Raw genomic sequence first — 16,188 nt, forward strand, 5'->3', positions numbered from 1 at the left:
TTATTTCCCACTACCTATATCCCCGTTTCCACTCCAGTTAATTACTTTCCATGGAACCACCGTAAAGGTCGTTCCCACCCCTTCGTTGATATCCGGATCGGGATAAGGCCGATCCGGAGCTCCCACGTGTTCATCGGTATATAAAACCGGAGACCAGTCCAATACTCTCATCAACAACCGGCTCTCGTTGTTCTTTACCTCCAGGGTGAAAACGTACCGTTTGCCTCCGTCGAAAGAAATATTCATTTCGGTTGTCGCTTTCAGGGTCGCCGTTTTATCATCCCGCTGTACGTCGATCTCCACATCGAAAGGCGCTTCACTTTTAGGCAGAAGCACTCCCTTTGTTTTATTGAGCTTCGCACCATCCGTGTCCGGCTCTACCTGTTCAAACTCTTCTGTTTCAAACAGGACCTGCGCATCCGTATCACCGCCTGTCGGCAAAATTCCCGTATCTTCGCCCACGACAAGGGCTGCCCCCGGGGAAGATATTTTGCTTATAACCAACCGGGTGGCATACAACTGGTCGAAAGGAAGAACATTCTCTTTCGATGGAGCTACATTGAACACCACTAGCGCACATTTCCGGTTAAAAGTGCCCAATGTCACGCTATGCGAATTACTCGAAACAGTGACCCCATGCACAAAAGAAGTCATCACATCCTCTTTATGGGGTATACCCTTTATCCGATAAGTATTGTCTGTGTCTTTTACCCATTTTCTTGCCGGAGAGACAGCAAAAAAGTCGTATACACCTCCCCGTACGATCATCTCTTTCGCTTCACCGGCAATCGGTCTCCCGTCATCGTCCACCGGGCAGGGCGACAGGGAACCGTCCGTTCCTACCTGATAGGTGGCTTCCAGGGTCGGGGCAGTCGTAGAAAAGGATACCTGCGCAGCCTGTCCTTCCCCCAGGTCATTCCTGAAATAGGCACCGATACGCAGGGTCGCTCCCTCCGGCAGCAGCTCGGGAGACGAAGCTCCGGCTTCTTCCGTACGCGTCAGGACCACCGGCATGCCCAGGTTCGGCTTGCCGAAACTCAAAGCGACCATTCGGGCGTTTTCCGGTACGACACCTTCCACCGGTCCTGCCGTGCATCCTGCCAGCACAGCGCATCCCAACAACCCCAGATATACTTGTATGCTATTCCGTTTCATATGATTCCCTATCTTAAAGTTCCACTACTCCTCCTTCTTTCTCCGTCCAGCCGGTAACGGCTGTGGCAACGGATAATTTTTCTTTCTCTGCATCCAACGTGACCGAAAGGGTATAGGAAGTGCCGGCCTGCGCCATGCCCCCCGCCTCCCCGAAACGAACCGGCAGAGCCTCATAAGCCAGACTGCTCCCGTCGGGAAGGGCGACGGTTGCGTAAAATGTCAGCGGGACAGCTGCCTCCAGCAGGGTCGTTGCAACCGGCGTATCGGGATAAGCTTCCGACAGCCAAACGTCTGTACCATCCGACTCCCAAACGGTTAAAACCGCCGGTTCACCCATCGCCAACAACGTGCCTTTCTTCAAATCGAGTAATACATCCGGATGGCTTCCGCCTATCTGCATCCTCACCAAACGGGCATCAGCCGGATAACCCTCCGACACACGGACGCGGATATTCAGTTGCGTCAATAAATGGCGGAAAGTAAACCGCTTGCCCGTCTGCCAGAACATGTCGGCAAGCGAACCGTATTGTTCATTGCTGACAAGCAAATCCCGGCTACCGTCCAGTCGGTAGACAACTCCGTTACTGCCCGGCTCCGCCGAAGGATAATAGCCCCGGAGGTAAAGACGGCTGCCGTCTGACGGATAATCGTGCGACTGCAACAGGACAGCCTCTCCCGCCGCCGTCCCGTGTGCCTCCCAGACCTCATCATACGTACCCGACGCTTTCCCGGCGGCAAAAGCCAGTAGCCCATCATCGAACGCCGACAGAGAGTTGCCCGTAAGCAGGCGTATCCCGTTCGTGTCCTCCGCCGGTTCAGGCACTTTCAGGTTCTCGCAGCCCCACAAGAACGCGGTAAGCAACCCAGCCATCCACCATTTATTTACCCTATATTCCTTTTTCATGTCTTTCTCTTTTCCTGTTTTTTATTCAGTACCGGCTGTCCCCTCCGTCTCTGCCGTTCCTTGGCGCCAAGCGGTAAGCTCTATGGTATAACCGCCTGTTTCCAGCGGACGGACGGTCAGATCGAGTTCAATACGGGTCGCCAAACCGTTGGTCAGCGCCTCATTCATCTGGTCGGTCACATCCGTATGCGAGACGAACGATTGTCCGTCTTTTTGCTCTATCGTCAGCGAGAGACAGGCTGGAACTGAAGTTCCGGCTTCTTCCAGACGAATACCGAACAAAGATAGGGTAGCCGTATAACGGTTTATACCGGCAGCCTCAGCCGGAAAGCAGACCGAGGCATACTTTCCTTCACACGGTTTGCCGGTCGGTATACAGACTTCGGGAGAAATACCGCTCAACTCGCCGCTCACCACAGATACTTCACCGCCCCCCTCGATACGGATATTCAGTATCACCTCCTTAATCAGGCAGACAGGAGTCAGCACAACGGTTTTACCGACAGTGGCAGTGGCAATCACCTCTTTCTCTCCCGTTCCGTACAGGTTGCCGGGCTGGCTGATCACACCGACAGTTCCTTTGGAAGAGACAGAAGAACGGGCTGCCGCACGGGCTTCTGCATATCCCTTATTCATCGACAGGTCCAGATTAATGCCATCCGGATTACAGACCACGACCCCGTAATGACCCTGCGGAATGGTACCCTCATAACCTGAAGCATCGCCACGACGGACCAGGGGAACCGAGTTACCATCGGCATAGAAATAATAATCGAAAACACCTGTACGCGGGGCACGTATACCCCAGTCCAGCACTAAACGGATTTTGCCGTTCCTCGTCCAGTCCTTGTCAGTCGTCAGGGAGGTACAGGCTGTAAATAGCAAACCAATCAACAGCCCCCCCGCATAATCCCTTATCTTGTGCCTCTTCCCCATCTTAATTTTCAATTTTCAATTCTCAATTACCAAATCCCTATCCTGTACACTATACTGAGCCTGAACCCAATCATCATCCCCGTTGCATTGAACAGGCTTTCCTGATAATTCTTATCGTCCACCTTGTCATACCGGTATTTCTCTCCACCGAATACCGAACGGTAGCCACCCTGTAAAGCCGCCTCCATACAGAAACCGGCTCCTAACGGAATCATACACCCTATTGCCAGCCCTCCCGAAGCGAACTTACCCGTACGGCCATAAAGACCGTCGGAACTGATCTTCTCCCCCCGTACATCAAAATCGCCATACTGCCCGAACGCCCCGACCCATAACCAACGGAAACGCCCGTCTCCCTTCAGCCAGAAACGCGGTTCCAGCGTCACGGATGAAACGCCCCAAAGATTATCCGGATTGCCGTTGTAAGTATAATAGGAATAAAGAAAAGAGGCATCTACCGACCAGCATTCCCCGAAGCAATATTCCAACTCCAGATTAGGCATAAAGCTTCCCTTGTTAAATTCGACCGGCCCATTCCCCAACATCACCGACGGAGCCAGCGTACACCAGGGAAGCAGGTTCGTCTTTATCGAAAGATTGAAAGGGCGCGCACCGGAAAAGCTTGTCGTAACAACCGTCGCGTGAGCCGTCTCCGGCTTCACTTCTTCAGGCATCACCTCTTTTTCATGAGGACGTTCTACCTGTTTTTTCGGTTTCACCGTTTGGGAAAGGGACGTCTTTTTCGAGATCAGCAGCCGGTAATCGCTGACTTCATCCTTGTCAAACAATGCATCGCATATCATATAGACAATGCGTTCTTTTTGTTCTCCCGACATCCGTTTATACTGTTCCACAAAAGGGATCGCTCCATATTTCCCGACAGCCTCTTCCATGCTCCGCGAATAACGGCTTTCGCTGTAACAGATTTCCTGGTTGGCAAACCAGGGGACAGGGCTATCCAGATAATAAAGATGTACCTGATCCCGATCCAGTCCGCTACGGTCGATATAGAATACGATACATTCGTGAGGTAATTTCAATTTTGTCTTCAGATAGTTACGGATACGGGCGGCACGTATCGAGGCTTCGTTGACTGCCTCCGTTTCCATATATTGCCAGGAAGCCAGGTGGACCACGATCAATAGATGGGAAGTCCCTTCCAATAGAGCAATCCGGTTTTGCCTCAACTGCTCTGCCATCCGCTGGAGTTCGCCGGCATTATCCGCATAGTCAGCCAGTAAACGATTTTCCGCTTCGGGAAAAGAATAGACATAAGCGTCCGCCTGTTGAAAATCCTGTGCCCAAAGAGCATTACCGTTCAGCATGAGGAGCATGATAGATAATATGTACAAAACTCTTTTCATAACTTCCTGTATCTGTTCTGTTTCTTGGTAAGAAACGGAACATGAGCGAAAGACCGGACGTAAACAAATGGTATGCAATACATTAACAACATCACAGAAGTATTCTTTATAGTTGTAGAATACAATATGGACCATTCTTTACGTCAGCTTTTTTCCTTTTTAGATCATGAAAGTTTTTGAAACGCAAGAAAAACTGATATGTCCGGAAAGTTATCCTCACTAAAATACTTCCGCCATAAAAAGACAATAAGATGAGCCAAAAAAGAAGAAAGAAAAGGAAAATATTATTTAAGAAAACCACCATAAACAACTGATACTTTGAAATTTGCAAGAGAGCTGATAGATTAGTATAAATAACAAGAATGCCTATGCCCTATTTCGTAATATTTACTCTTTGAAAATAAGGAGAGTATAATATTCAGGGTTTCTCTTGCAAAATTTTGGGTTTTCATAACTGTTATAAGAAATAAAGTTATTATTTTTGCAGTGTAATACTATCATTGATTATCAATGTTCCGTTTCTTACCAAGAAACAGAACCAGCTTCTAAGTCTATCCTGCTGATCCATATCTTTTTATTTTTCGTTCCTGTTTTCTTTTTAATACAATCCGGTTGGCTTTATTGATCACAGAATTATTCAGTTCTGCCAGATAAATACGGGTTACCAAAATAGAAGAATGTCCCAGCGCATCACAAATGATTTCGATATCTACGCCTTTGTCTCGTGCAACCGTTGCCCAGGAATGGCGCGCTACATGTGTTGTTAACTTTACATTCAGTTCCAAAATCCCGGAGATACGGTTTAGGCGTTTGTTTTGCAGCCTCAAGGCACTCTCATATCCTTCACCGTCCGCTTTCAGAATAGGAAACAGGTAAGGACTGTCTTTCACATCCGGGGCATACCGTCGAATGATCATTATCATCTCCGGCAGTAGCTCTATATGCAGAACCTTACCGGTTTTCCTTCTCGTATAGGTAAGTACTCCCCCTTGTATATCCGTCTTTTTCAGATGGGCAAGGTCCACAAAAGACATGCCTCTCGTATAATAACTGAACAAAAACATCGAAAGGGTAAATGCCAGATTAGGGGATAACCGGGTCACCGCCTTTTCCAACCGGGTAATACTAGCTTCAGGCACAGCCCGTTTAGCCGTTTTTTTCACACCGGTAAAAACATTTTTAAAAGGATCTTCGTTTCCCCGGTCGACCATCCCTGCCGTCACCATTTCATGCCATATAGTCCGCAGATGGCGAAGATAAAAAGAAGAACTATTCTCCCCCAGCTTCTTCCTTCCCGGCTTTTCTTCTTGTAGCCAATGTTCATATGCCGTCATCAGTTTCCCATCCACCCCGTCCGCATACACTATCTTTCCACATAAAAAACGCTGGAACGAATTAAGCGCACTCCTATAATTATGCGCCGTACTCTTCTTCCCCCCATCTTCCAGACGGGTTATTCTCCCTTGCATAAACTGCAGTACTTCCACTTTCTGCCACCTGCTTACACTCTGCTCGTTGTCTCTTCTCATATACATTATTATTTACTAATTGATAATCACTCAAGTGAGTTTAGTAAACAAAATAACATAAAGAGATGATTTGATTTATTATTAAAACTGGTATCTTTGCAAATGTCGCACCATTCTTTACCACCGTAAAGTTTACGACGGTAAAGTTTACACGATGACAAAAAAGGCCTGGCAAACTGCCAAGCCTTCTCCTGATTGATAATGTCAGTTATCAATGAACGCCCAATTCAAGAGCGGTATTCTTTATATCTCCACTAAGGTCCAGCAGAGCCTTTTGTAATTGTTTTAATTCCTCCGGAGTAAATTGAGCTTCTTTTCCATTTACAATGAAACTATTCAAACGCTGATTTAACCAGGAACGGCTCTTTCCAAAATAAGCTTTAGCTATATAAGACCAGGAAACTGCATCATAAACTTTTGACAGTACTTTTCTTAGACGAGCTTCATGGATTAAATTATCAGCCTTTTCAATATCTTCATTCACACATTCCAGCATGATATCAGCTAACATCTGAGTCTCTTCCGGCGTTTTTGTAGCTAAATATTGCCTGATACGCTCTTGGAAAACACCCTGATCAGCCTCTTCACATTGACTAAACTCTGCTCGTTGTGAAAGGAACTCTTTTTTTAACTCTTCATAATTAGCCATATAATCTCCTTTTTAACTGACACCACAAAGATAATATACATATGTATATTAAACAAGCAATAAGAAATTTTTATTGGTTAAATAACTAAAACCACTCTTCTTACCATGAGCAGAGCAATTAATAGCACAAATAAAAGATAGTAATATCTGAAAAACACAAACAAAATGAAAGCTTTTTAACTTCTCTGCCAACATCAATATCTTACAAAAAAGAACAAACAGATCAACATCTGATCATCCCCGGCCAAATAGTTGCCACCACCCGAGCAGATCACCTTCACTACCCGGCAGGTAGTCACCACCATCCGTACGGATCATCGTGACAAACAGCCCGGGTAGCTACAATAATCCGGGCAGCCAGCTGAAACAATCCGTGCAGATAAATGAAATGAGGCTAAAAGAAAAGAAAGCATAACTTGATATGGGACAAAAAGATTGTGTTTTTTCCTGATTAGCAGTTATTTTTCTTCCAAAAGCCTCTTCTGACAGTTCGACTTCCATTTTACATTTCGATATATAAAACAGTATAAAAATAATTCAGGCTACACCTATCCGTACAGATAAATGCAGCCCGACAATCATTTTTCCATCTCATTAGAAAACTTGTATCCAAAAAGATAATCCTTAACTTCTGTACAGTCCCATATTTCACCGGCGAACTGGAGATAGAGACTCACAATGCAAAGAAACTAAAGGAAAAATAACATAATGACATTTCGATTATAAAGTTATAATACTCCATCTACTCAGGCTTTGCAAATTTAGAAAACAACTTTTCATTCAACTTATTATGTATCATTTTAAGTATATCACAAAATTCTTCTTCAGTAATTATCTCCGGTTCATCCTCTATTATTATTTCACAAAAATCATCTCCTCTGTTTGTGTATTCATCTGAATTTTCATATTCAAATATGCCATTACTAAACCCAACATAAAAGCCTTTAAAATCAATAACATCCCACCCATAAAGATCCAAACGGCATATTTCTCTTACATAACAAACCTGTAATTCTGAAAGCCGTAAATACTTGTTATTATAAACTTCTTGCAGAAGCTTTGTTTTCTTCTTTTCACATAATTTTACTTTCTTATTTGCATTAGCAATAGACTTTTCCATCTTTTCTATTTCTGCATTCAATTCATCTATTTCCATTATTATATATTTATGTTTCAACAAAAGTAGGCATTTTAACATCCCAACCATAAAAATCGGGATGTTTGACAACAGGATATGAATAATGTGTATCCGGACTCTTATCCAAATTTATTATTCTTCTGGTATTAAAATTGTTTTGAGGTATTTTAAAATAGCCTGTACATGTATATCGGCAATTATCGCTCTTCCCTTTTCCGAACAAAGAAACAAAAAATCGTCCCAGGTATCCATAAATAGATTTTCAGTAAGAATAGCCGGACAATTGGTATGCTTTAGAATGAACAAAGGATCATATTTCAAACCTCTGTTCCTGAAAGGGAAATCCGTGTCATGCCGGGATGTTACTTCTTCTGAAAAGACCGAAGCGATTTTTTGAGAAGTCATGGCATCACGGGTATAAAAGACTTCCCATCCTGTTCCACCTCCTGCATTAGCATGAATAGAAACAAGCATGCAGTTTGTCTTTCCAACCTGATTGGAAATAGTATTTACCCGGTTACAGCGTTCCTGGAGTGAGACATCATTAATTTCCTTTACTATCAGCTCACAATCTATATCTTTTTGAGTTAGTGTTTCATGTACCCGCCTTGCAATATCCCGATTAAATTCCCATTCAAACAAACGTCTGCTTTCATTCGGCCATTCCGGAGAACGTTTGCCCGGAGTTTCTATACCATGCCCATTATCGATCAATATCTTCATAAAATAAAAAGTTAAAAGGAGCTACTAAATAAATCACCAGCTCCTTTTATGAATAAAATGATTAGCCTTCCAATCCTATTTCAAAAAACAACGTTGTACCCTTTGTACGGTAAGTAGCAACAGCATCCCAAATTACACGAAATTCCTGTATAAAACCTGCTGCATTTACACATGCAATTCTATTTACTTCCTGCATAATTGTCTTTATTATTAATCTCTCAAAAACGGAACAATTTTAGTGATCATCACTTCACCACCATAGCAAGGCAAAGCCTGATGAACATATACCATTGCATAGGATTCCCGAGGAGGATTCGTTGCAGTTACTGACTTACAGACATAACGATAATTTACACCTTCCACAATCTGAACAGCTACCGATACAGGTGTATATTGAACTCCGACAACTCCACGCATCGCTTCCTGAAAGACTGCCATCTCTTCCGGCAACAATTCGTGATGATCTGTCCAACCTCCTGACTTCCGGTCGATATGGTCGTCCTCTATTTCAACAGGTTGAATCTGTTCGTAAAGAACACCTGCTTCCGATACATGTGTCTGAGCCAACTGATAAAGAGCTTTCCCGGGAGCTACTGCTTTAAAAACAAACACTTTTTTTCCCGGTGCACCGAGCAACTCTGCATCCGGTTCTATTGCATCTTCATCCAATAAGATCAAACCACCTTCCAAACGTGATAGAAAACAGTTCTCGCCTGTATTAAAATTAACTTCACGTTCTACTGTAAAGGTCTCATACAATTTCAAACTTCTACCTTGTGAATTTTCTTTTTCTTCCATGCTTATAAAATTTAAGATTCAAATTATAATAAGACAGCCCTTAAACCATCCTATCTTTACTGGCAAAGGAATGGTAAATTTTAATACGCACAAAGAAATTCAACCCTTAAGAAGTGACAACAGGAGCATTGTCATAAGACAAAAGAGATGTCACCCTCAAGACGTCAGATTGTCACATCAGCAAAACTCAATAATTAATGATTATTCATATCGCCGATTCATTTATTTAGCTACTTTTGCGCACTTATTATATTCGACATGAATAACGTGCTAATTTTATTAGACAGCCTGAATGATTGGAAACCGTATTATAAGACAAGCAGTATCTTAACCGTTTCCGATTATTTGAAGAACAAATCTCTCCAGAAAGAAAAGGGGAATAAGTTTGTCATCAACCTGAGTAACGATTACAGTTATAATTCCGAAGGATATTACTGTTCGCTACTAGCCCAAACCAGGGGACACAAAGTGATTCCCGGAGTAGATATCATTAACAAGGTGGAAGCCGGAGCCGGTGTCCGTATGGACCGGAACTTACAAAAGCTCTGTTATCAGTGGATACAGAAAAATGATATCACCGAAGACATCTGGAACCTGGATATCTATTTCGGTACATGCAAAGAGAAAGGGTTGGAAAAAATAGCCCGTTTTATCTTTGAGAACTACCCGGCCCCGCTACTAAGAGTCAGTTTGAATACCCGCCAAAAGAATCAAATCGAAACGATCCAGTTCCTTTCGCTGGAACAGTTGAACGATGACGAACAAAGTTTCTTTGCCGATGCGCTGGACCGTTTCAACAAAAAAGTATGGCGTGCTCCGCAATCCGTCAAATCAGCACGGTATAGCATGGCTGTATTATACGACCCGGAAGAAAAGTTTCCACCCAGCAACAAACAAGCTTTGAACAAATTGCTGGATGTTGCTAAAAAGATGGATATACATGCCGAACTGATTACCGAAGAAGATGCTACTCGGTTAATGGAGTTCGACGCTCTGTTTATCCGAACCACTACGTCGCTGAACCATTATACTTTCCGCCTGTCACAACTGGCGAAGCAAAACGGGATGGTGGTGATCGATGATCCATTATCTATCATCCGGTGTACCAACAAGGTCTACCTGAACGAATTATTTGAGAAAGAAAAGATACCGGCTCCGCTGTCTATGTTAATCTTTAAGTCGAATGAAAATACATTCGAACAGATCAGCGAGCAACTAGGTTCTCCTTTCATCCTGAAAATTCCAGACGGCTCGTTCTCTTTCGGAATGAAGAAAGTAACCAATGAGACAGAACTGAAAGCGGCACTCAATCTGCTTTTCGATAAATCGTCGATCCTTCTGGCACAAGAATTTACACCGACTGAATTCGACTGGCGAATCGGTATCCTGAACGGAGAACCGTTGTTTGCCTGCAAATATTATATGGCAAAAGGACATTGGCAGATTTATTGCCATTACGATTCGGGAAGAAGCCGGTGCGGACTGGTCGATACCATTCCCATTTATCAGGTTCCCCGTAAAGTACTCGATACGGCGGTCAAGGCAGCTTCCCTGATCGGGAAAGGGCTTTATGGAGTAGATATGAAGATGGTTAACGACCGGGCTATGGTTATCGAGATCAACGATAATCCGAGTATCGATCACGGGATTGAAGATGCCGTACTGGGAGACGACTTGTATTACCGTATACTGAATCATTTCGGGCGGACACTGGATATGAAACATTTTTAACCGGATGGAAAAGGAGTTGGAAATCAGGCAGGCAGTCCGTTCGGATCTCGATTCGATACTGGAGATTGAAACCGTTTGCTTCGGTGCGGACAGTTTTTCAAGGAGACAGCTCTTATACCTTATTACCCAGGCAAAAGGGATCTTTTATGTTGTTACGGATAAGGGAAAAGTGATTGCATACAGTTCGTTGATATCGAATGCCCATACTCATAACCTACGTATTTATTCCATAGCCGTTCATCCGGATACCAGAGGCAGGAAGTTAGGACAGCTACTGATGGAAAAAGCGATCGGATTTGCCCGGTCGTATCAACTCAAAAAAATTACGTTGGAAGTAAATGTGACTAACGAAGCCGCCATCGGCCTTTACCTAAAAAACGGATTCGAACACATCCGCATAATCAATAATTATTACGCGGATGGTTCGAATGCTTATTATATGTATAAGCTTATTTACTCCTAAGCGTTTGATTAAAACTACAAATTCGTCGGGTTCCCCCCTACCTTAACTTCGGACAATCCGGCATTTCCGGAGATAAAACTGATGCGGACAAAGCGGATATTCTTTCCGAGGTCACCATCTATACGCTGCTTCTTTTCTCTCTTATTGCTGGTGCGCTGGTCGGATACGGTTATCCATGATTGGTTATCGGAAGATACTTCAATGACGTATTGATGTATATCTACTGTCGGGAAGACCAGTTCGATCGCGTTCAGATCATAGGAGGCTTCCAGATCGAGCTTCCACCAGGCAGCCTTATCTGAGGGGTCGGCAAACCAGGCGGTCTGGTCGTCACCGTCATTTGATAAAGTGCGGGAAGAAAGTTCCGCTGTCGAACTGACAAAAGAAGGACGGTTAACCGCCAATAACAACTCATTTACAGGTTCTTCTTTCTTCGGGGCAATATAGCGTTTATAAGGACGGTCTGCCACTTTCGGACGACCGGCCGACTCCCAGGTTGGCTGTCCTAATGTCCGGATAGTGAGGGTAGACACCGGTAGCCCTTCAGCAGACGCTTCGACGACGGTCGTTCCGGCATAGTAACTACGGAACTCGATTGCAGCCTTTCCGTCACGGATCGTAATATCGGAGGCTTCCTCTTCTGAAGGAGGCATAAACTGAATGGACGAACCTGTTGGAAATTCGCCCGGACCGGACAGGATGGATAGCTTAACGGGGATCTCATTACTAACCGGTTTGCCGCTTGCATCCAACAAAGTGATCAGGATATGAACATCATCTGTCCCATCGGGAGCAGCGATCGTTGTCTTATCCGCAGACAAACCGATCTTTGCAGGAATACCCGATTCAGGCCATTGCGGTTCAACCGGGTTCCTGTTTCCTTTGGCATAAGCCTCCCGATACCAGTACCAGGAACGCTTCGGGATACGGAAATAATCCACTAATCCCATAATAGCCAGACCGGTTCCACCGACTGTCCCGTGATCGAAGCCACACCAGATCACTTGCCCTCCACGCCATACCGGACGGTTAAAGCCATCTTTCAGGTCTGCCCATCCCGGTTCGAATGTACCCGGACGATGTGTCGTTACACTACCATATTCAGAAACCATACTAGGTACACCGGGATTCAGGAAACCCGCCCCGTCGCCATTATAAAAAGCGATCTGGTTCTTCCCTAGTTTATCTACGCCTTTACGCTGGCTACCGCCGATAGCGACCAGGCGCGTCGGATCCCAAACATGCGTACTGTCGGTTGCCTTGTTCAGCAATTGCTTCATCCGTTCATTGGTGGATGCATCCGTAAAGAAAGGTTCATTACTCATACTCCATGCCGTAATAGAAGGACTATTCCGGTTGATTCGGATCAGCTCTTTCAACTGGTACAACACACTCCGGTCGAAACGATCCTGGTCTTCCGGATTCGGAGGATAACAACCGGACGAAGGAGTCCCCCAACCGTCACGGTCGCCCGAACCGCCTCCCATACCCCAGAAAGCATTCTCCGGGAAGAACAGTATGCCGATCTCATCACAAGCCTGTGCAAATGAAGGGTCGTGCGGATAATGTGATCCGCGGATCGTATTGAAACCACAATCCTTCATCATCTGTATATCCCGACGGAAACCGGCATTTGTTACGGCATCTCCCCAGCCGGCATGATCCTGATGGACGTTTGCCCCCAACAGGTAAAAATGTTCGCCGTTAAGAAAGAACCCTTTGTCTGCTGTCCATTCGAACCAACGGATACCGAAAACGGTTTCTTTCCGGTCGGTCACTTTATTCCCCTGCTGAATCGTTGTCACCGCTTTATAAAGGTTCGGACTATCCGGATGCCAGAGAGCCGGGTCGGCGATACTTGCCGGATACTGAGTGTATATTCGGGAACTGCCGGCTTCAAGCGTTTCTTTTGTTTCTGCTTTTGAAACAATTTTACCCTTGGGTGAAACGATCTCTGTCCGGATCGTAAACTGTTGCGGACGGGCATGGTCATTTCTTATTTCTGTCTCTGCCCTAAAAGAGGCAGACGATTTCGACACTTCCGGTGTTGTGATGAACGTTCCGCACCAGGCGACATGCAAAGGATCCGTTATATGTAAATACACATCGCGGTAGATACCTCCGCTAAACTGGTGATCGCCGGCACGTGGTGCCACATCCGGCTTCCAGAGATTGTTGACACGGACCGCTAAGATATTTTTTCCGGGTTTCAGGAAAGGTGTCAGGTCATAGCAGAAACCGGTATATCCTCCGGTATGCTCTCCTACCCGCTGCCCGTTCAGGAAAACTTCGCTTTGAATAAATATGCCTTCAAATTCAACCGATACTTGTTTACCCTTCCATGCTGCCGGCATTTCAATCGTCTTCCGGTACCAGCCATACCCATTGTATACGCTCTTCCACATGAAGTAAGGAAGAGAAAATGAGTGAGGAAGATTCACTTGTTCCCAACTTTGATCGGAAAAGGAGGTTTGTTCTGCCCCTTCCACATCGCCTAAAGTAAAGAGCCAGCCGCGGTTCAAATTGATCTGTTGGCGCACAGGGGCAGCATTCAGATTCCAGCAGATCATAATCTGCAAGAAGAAAATAATCGTTACGAGAGTTTTTTTATTCATAAGTACTTTAATATTAATGGCGAAAAAAAACAGAACAGAAGGAGAATAGCATTTACCTGCTGTTCCCCTTCTATTTATACTAAGATCTAACGGATACTATTATTTACAGATTTTGGCAGCATACCCTCCGCCCGGAGCCATCTTAATCTTCAACTTACGATCAGCCGGGACAGGTATGATTTCTTTTTTGTAATCGCTGGCAGCACGGTCAGCATTGATACCGTCTTTAAACAGTTCCAGCTTGTAATCGCCGTCACCCAGAAAAGAAAGATCCAGCTCCAGCTCACGCGGTTCCCAGTTGGTGAGGGCACCGACGTACCAGTTGTCGCCATGTTTGCGAGCCATTGCTATATATTCGGACACTTTTGCATCGAGCACCTGGGTTTCTTCCCATACGGTGGGGATAGCTGCTATAAATTCCGTACATTCTTTTTCACGCATATAATTCGTCGGATTGTCGCACAGCATATTCAGAGGCGATTCGAAGATCACATAAGTAGCCAACTGGCGGCAACGTGTCCCCTGACTCATCGGTTCGGAATAAACCGGACGGTAGTTTTGGCGGATCGCATTACGCATAGCCCCTTGTGTATAATCTACCGGGCCGGCCACCATACGGATGAACGGGAAAGTCACATCGTAAGTAACCATATCGTATGATTCGGGCGACCACTTCAACTGTTCCAGGCCGTTCACACCCTCATAATTGATCACGTTCGGATACGTGCGCTGCAACCCTGTCGGTTTACAGATCCCGTGGAAGTCGACCAACATATTATAACGCGCACAAGTCTCCGCCGCACGATATAGGAAGTCTATTATTTCCTGATCGTCACGATCCATAAAGTCTACTTTGAAACCTTTCACCCCCATATCGGCATATCGTTTCACCACATTTTCCATATCGCGGTCGAAAGCATAATAACCGGCCCAGAGGATAATATCCACATTCTTCGATTTAGCATACGATACAATTTCTTCCAAATTGATTTCCGGGATCACCTGCAATAAATCAGCTTTCAGGTTTACAGCCCATCCCTCATCGAGGATCACATATTCGATGCCATGATCGGCAGCGAAATCGATATAATATTTATAAGTTTCGTTATTGATACCGGCACGGAAATCGACTCCGGAAATATTCCAGTCGTTCCACCAATCCCAGGCAACCTTACCCGGTTTGATCCAGGAGATATCCTTTACACGAGACGGGGCAGCCAGGCGATATACCATATCGCAATCGGCCAACTGCTTGTCATTGTCCGAAACAACGAACACACGCCAGGGGAAAGAACGGTTTCCTTTTGTCTTTGCTATATAATTCTCGCGTTCCTTTACCAGCATCTGCAACTGATTATGTCCGCCTTGCTGTTTCACCTTCGGATACGGAGCATGGACAGATTTCAGAGAAGGCTTGTCCGTCGTGTTATTCAGGAACATACCCGGATAACTTTCAAGGTCGGCCTCTGTGATACAAACTTTCTTTCCATTTCCCAAATCGACCAGGAACGGCAGGATCATCAGGCGCTTGTCGTTCAGCTTCGTGATCGGTTCGTTGTAATAAGGCTGTTCGAACGAATTGGAAAATTGCTCTTCAAACGTCGGCTTGGTGCTGTTCACATAAGCGGCGAAGGTCTTATGGTCGGTAGAGAAGTTGTAGGATGCCTCCTCATCTTTCACGATCATATCTCCTTTTTTCTTCGTCACGAAACGATACGCCATCCCGTCGTTATACAGGCGGAACACGATACTGTAATCGCCGCGGAAAGCGATCGTCATCTCATTATATATATCGCTTACTTCCGATTTCTTATAGAATGGTGAGGGGATCGACTTATCGACGGAACCTTTCGTCACTTTCGAAACTTTAGGACTGTTGCCCCCCAGCACCTCTCCGGTCTGTAAGGTCATGGATATAGCAGAAGGAGCCAACACCTCCGTCCCGTCATGGTTCAACGAGAACTCTACATTATCTCCAACTGTCACTACTGTTTGCAGTTTCCTGTCGGGCGACTGCAACTGATAACTTTTCTGCGCCAATAAAGGCATGCTTCCCAACAACAGGAAAGTAAGCAGTACTTGTACTTTCATGGTATCTATGTTTTTTATTTTTAACAGGGGCAAATATACGTGAATAAACGAAAATAAAATTTCTAAAATTGTACTATCTTTGTCAATATTGT

Annotated in this window: 14 protein-coding genes; 2 read left to right on the top strand and 12 right to left on the bottom strand. The window is 45.0% G+C overall.

The window, feature by feature from the left end; translation table 11 throughout:
• The 10 genes from DWW23_RS02110 to DWW23_RS02150 form a co-directional block, all read right to left on the bottom strand.
• Entirely contained in the window at positions 1-1,155 is a 1,155-nt protein-coding gene (locus DWW23_RS02110) for a fimbrillin family protein (protein WP_122351620.1), read from the bottom strand.
• 13 nt (positions 1,156-1,168) lie between these two features.
• Positions 1,169-2,059, bottom strand: coding sequence for a fimbrillin family protein (locus tag DWW23_RS02115; RefSeq protein ID WP_122351621.1), 891 nt, complete (start codon positions 2,057-2,059; stop codon positions 1,169-1,171).
• 21 nt (positions 2,060-2,080) lie between these two features.
• The gene (locus DWW23_RS02120; RefSeq protein WP_122351622.1) at positions 2,081-2,995 is read right to left on the bottom strand and encodes a DUF5119 domain-containing protein; all 915 of its coding nucleotides are present in this window, start codon (positions 2,993-2,995) and stop codon (positions 2,081-2,083) included.
• A 26-nt stretch (positions 2,996-3,021) separates the two neighbouring features.
• Positions 3,022-4,359: a DUF3575 domain-containing protein gene (locus tag DWW23_RS02125; protein ID WP_158583146.1), complete on the bottom strand. Its 1,338-nt coding sequence runs from the start codon at positions 4,357-4,359 to the stop codon at positions 3,022-3,024.
• A 551-nt stretch (positions 4,360-4,910) separates the two neighbouring features.
• Positions 4,911-5,888, bottom strand: a complete 978-nt coding sequence (locus tag DWW23_RS02130) for a site-specific integrase (protein ID WP_158583147.1) — start codon at positions 5,886-5,888, stop codon at positions 4,911-4,913.
• Between the two features lie 211 nt (positions 5,889-6,099).
• Positions 6,100-6,537, bottom strand: coding sequence for a DUF5053 domain-containing protein (locus DWW23_RS02135; protein ID WP_233564240.1), 438 nt, complete (start codon positions 6,535-6,537; stop codon positions 6,100-6,102).
• Between the two features lie 742 nt (positions 6,538-7,279).
• On the bottom strand, positions 7,280-7,693 hold the full coding sequence (locus tag DWW23_RS02140) for a hypothetical protein (RefSeq protein WP_122351683.1): 414 nt from the start codon (positions 7,691-7,693) through the stop codon (positions 7,280-7,282).
• A gap of 114 nt (positions 7,694-7,807) precedes the next feature.
• Entirely contained in the window at positions 7,808-8,398 is a 591-nt protein-coding gene (locus DWW23_RS02145) for an N-acetylmuramoyl-L-alanine amidase (RefSeq protein ID WP_122351625.1), read from the bottom strand.
• Between the two features lie 61 nt (positions 8,399-8,459).
• The gene (locus DWW23_RS26915) at positions 8,460-8,594 is read right to left on the bottom strand and encodes a hypothetical protein (RefSeq protein WP_255419589.1); all 135 of its coding nucleotides are present in this window, start codon (positions 8,592-8,594) and stop codon (positions 8,460-8,462) included.
• A gap of 14 nt (positions 8,595-8,608) precedes the next feature.
• Positions 8,609-9,196 (bottom strand): protease inhibitor I42 family protein, encoded by a 588-nt coding sequence (locus tag DWW23_RS02150; RefSeq protein WP_122351626.1) that lies wholly within the window; start codon positions 9,194-9,196, stop codon positions 8,609-8,611.
• A gap of 258 nt (positions 9,197-9,454) precedes the next feature.
• Here DWW23_RS02150 and DWW23_RS02155 point away from each other — a divergent pair, with 258 nt between their 5' ends.
• Positions 9,455-10,927: a RimK family protein gene (locus tag DWW23_RS02155; protein WP_122351627.1), complete on the top strand. Its 1,473-nt coding sequence runs from the start codon at positions 9,455-9,457 to the stop codon at positions 10,925-10,927.
• 4 nt (positions 10,928-10,931) lie between these two features.
• The gene (gene rimI / locus DWW23_RS02160; RefSeq protein WP_122351628.1) at positions 10,932-11,390 is read left to right on the top strand and encodes a ribosomal protein S18-alanine N-acetyltransferase; all 459 of its coding nucleotides are present in this window, start codon (positions 10,932-10,934) and stop codon (positions 11,388-11,390) included.
• A 14-nt stretch (positions 11,391-11,404) separates the two neighbouring features.
• Here the strand turns inward: rimI and DWW23_RS02165 are convergent, their stop codons facing one another.
• Positions 11,405-14,005, bottom strand: coding sequence for a glycoside hydrolase family 2 TIM barrel-domain containing protein (locus DWW23_RS02165; protein ID WP_233564241.1), 2,601 nt, complete (start codon positions 14,003-14,005; stop codon positions 11,405-11,407).
• 99 nt (positions 14,006-14,104) lie between these two features.
• Complete coding sequence (locus DWW23_RS02170) at positions 14,105-16,096, bottom strand: glycoside hydrolase family 97 protein (protein ID WP_122351630.1); 1,992 nt, start codon at positions 16,094-16,096, stop codon at positions 14,105-14,107.
• Between the last annotated feature and the right edge of the window lie 92 nt (positions 16,097-16,188).

This window comes from Parabacteroides sp. AF14-59 (genome assembly GCF_003479515.1).
GTDB classification, from domain to species: Bacteria; Bacteroidota; Bacteroidia; order Bacteroidales; family Tannerellaceae; genus Parabacteroides; species Parabacteroides faecis.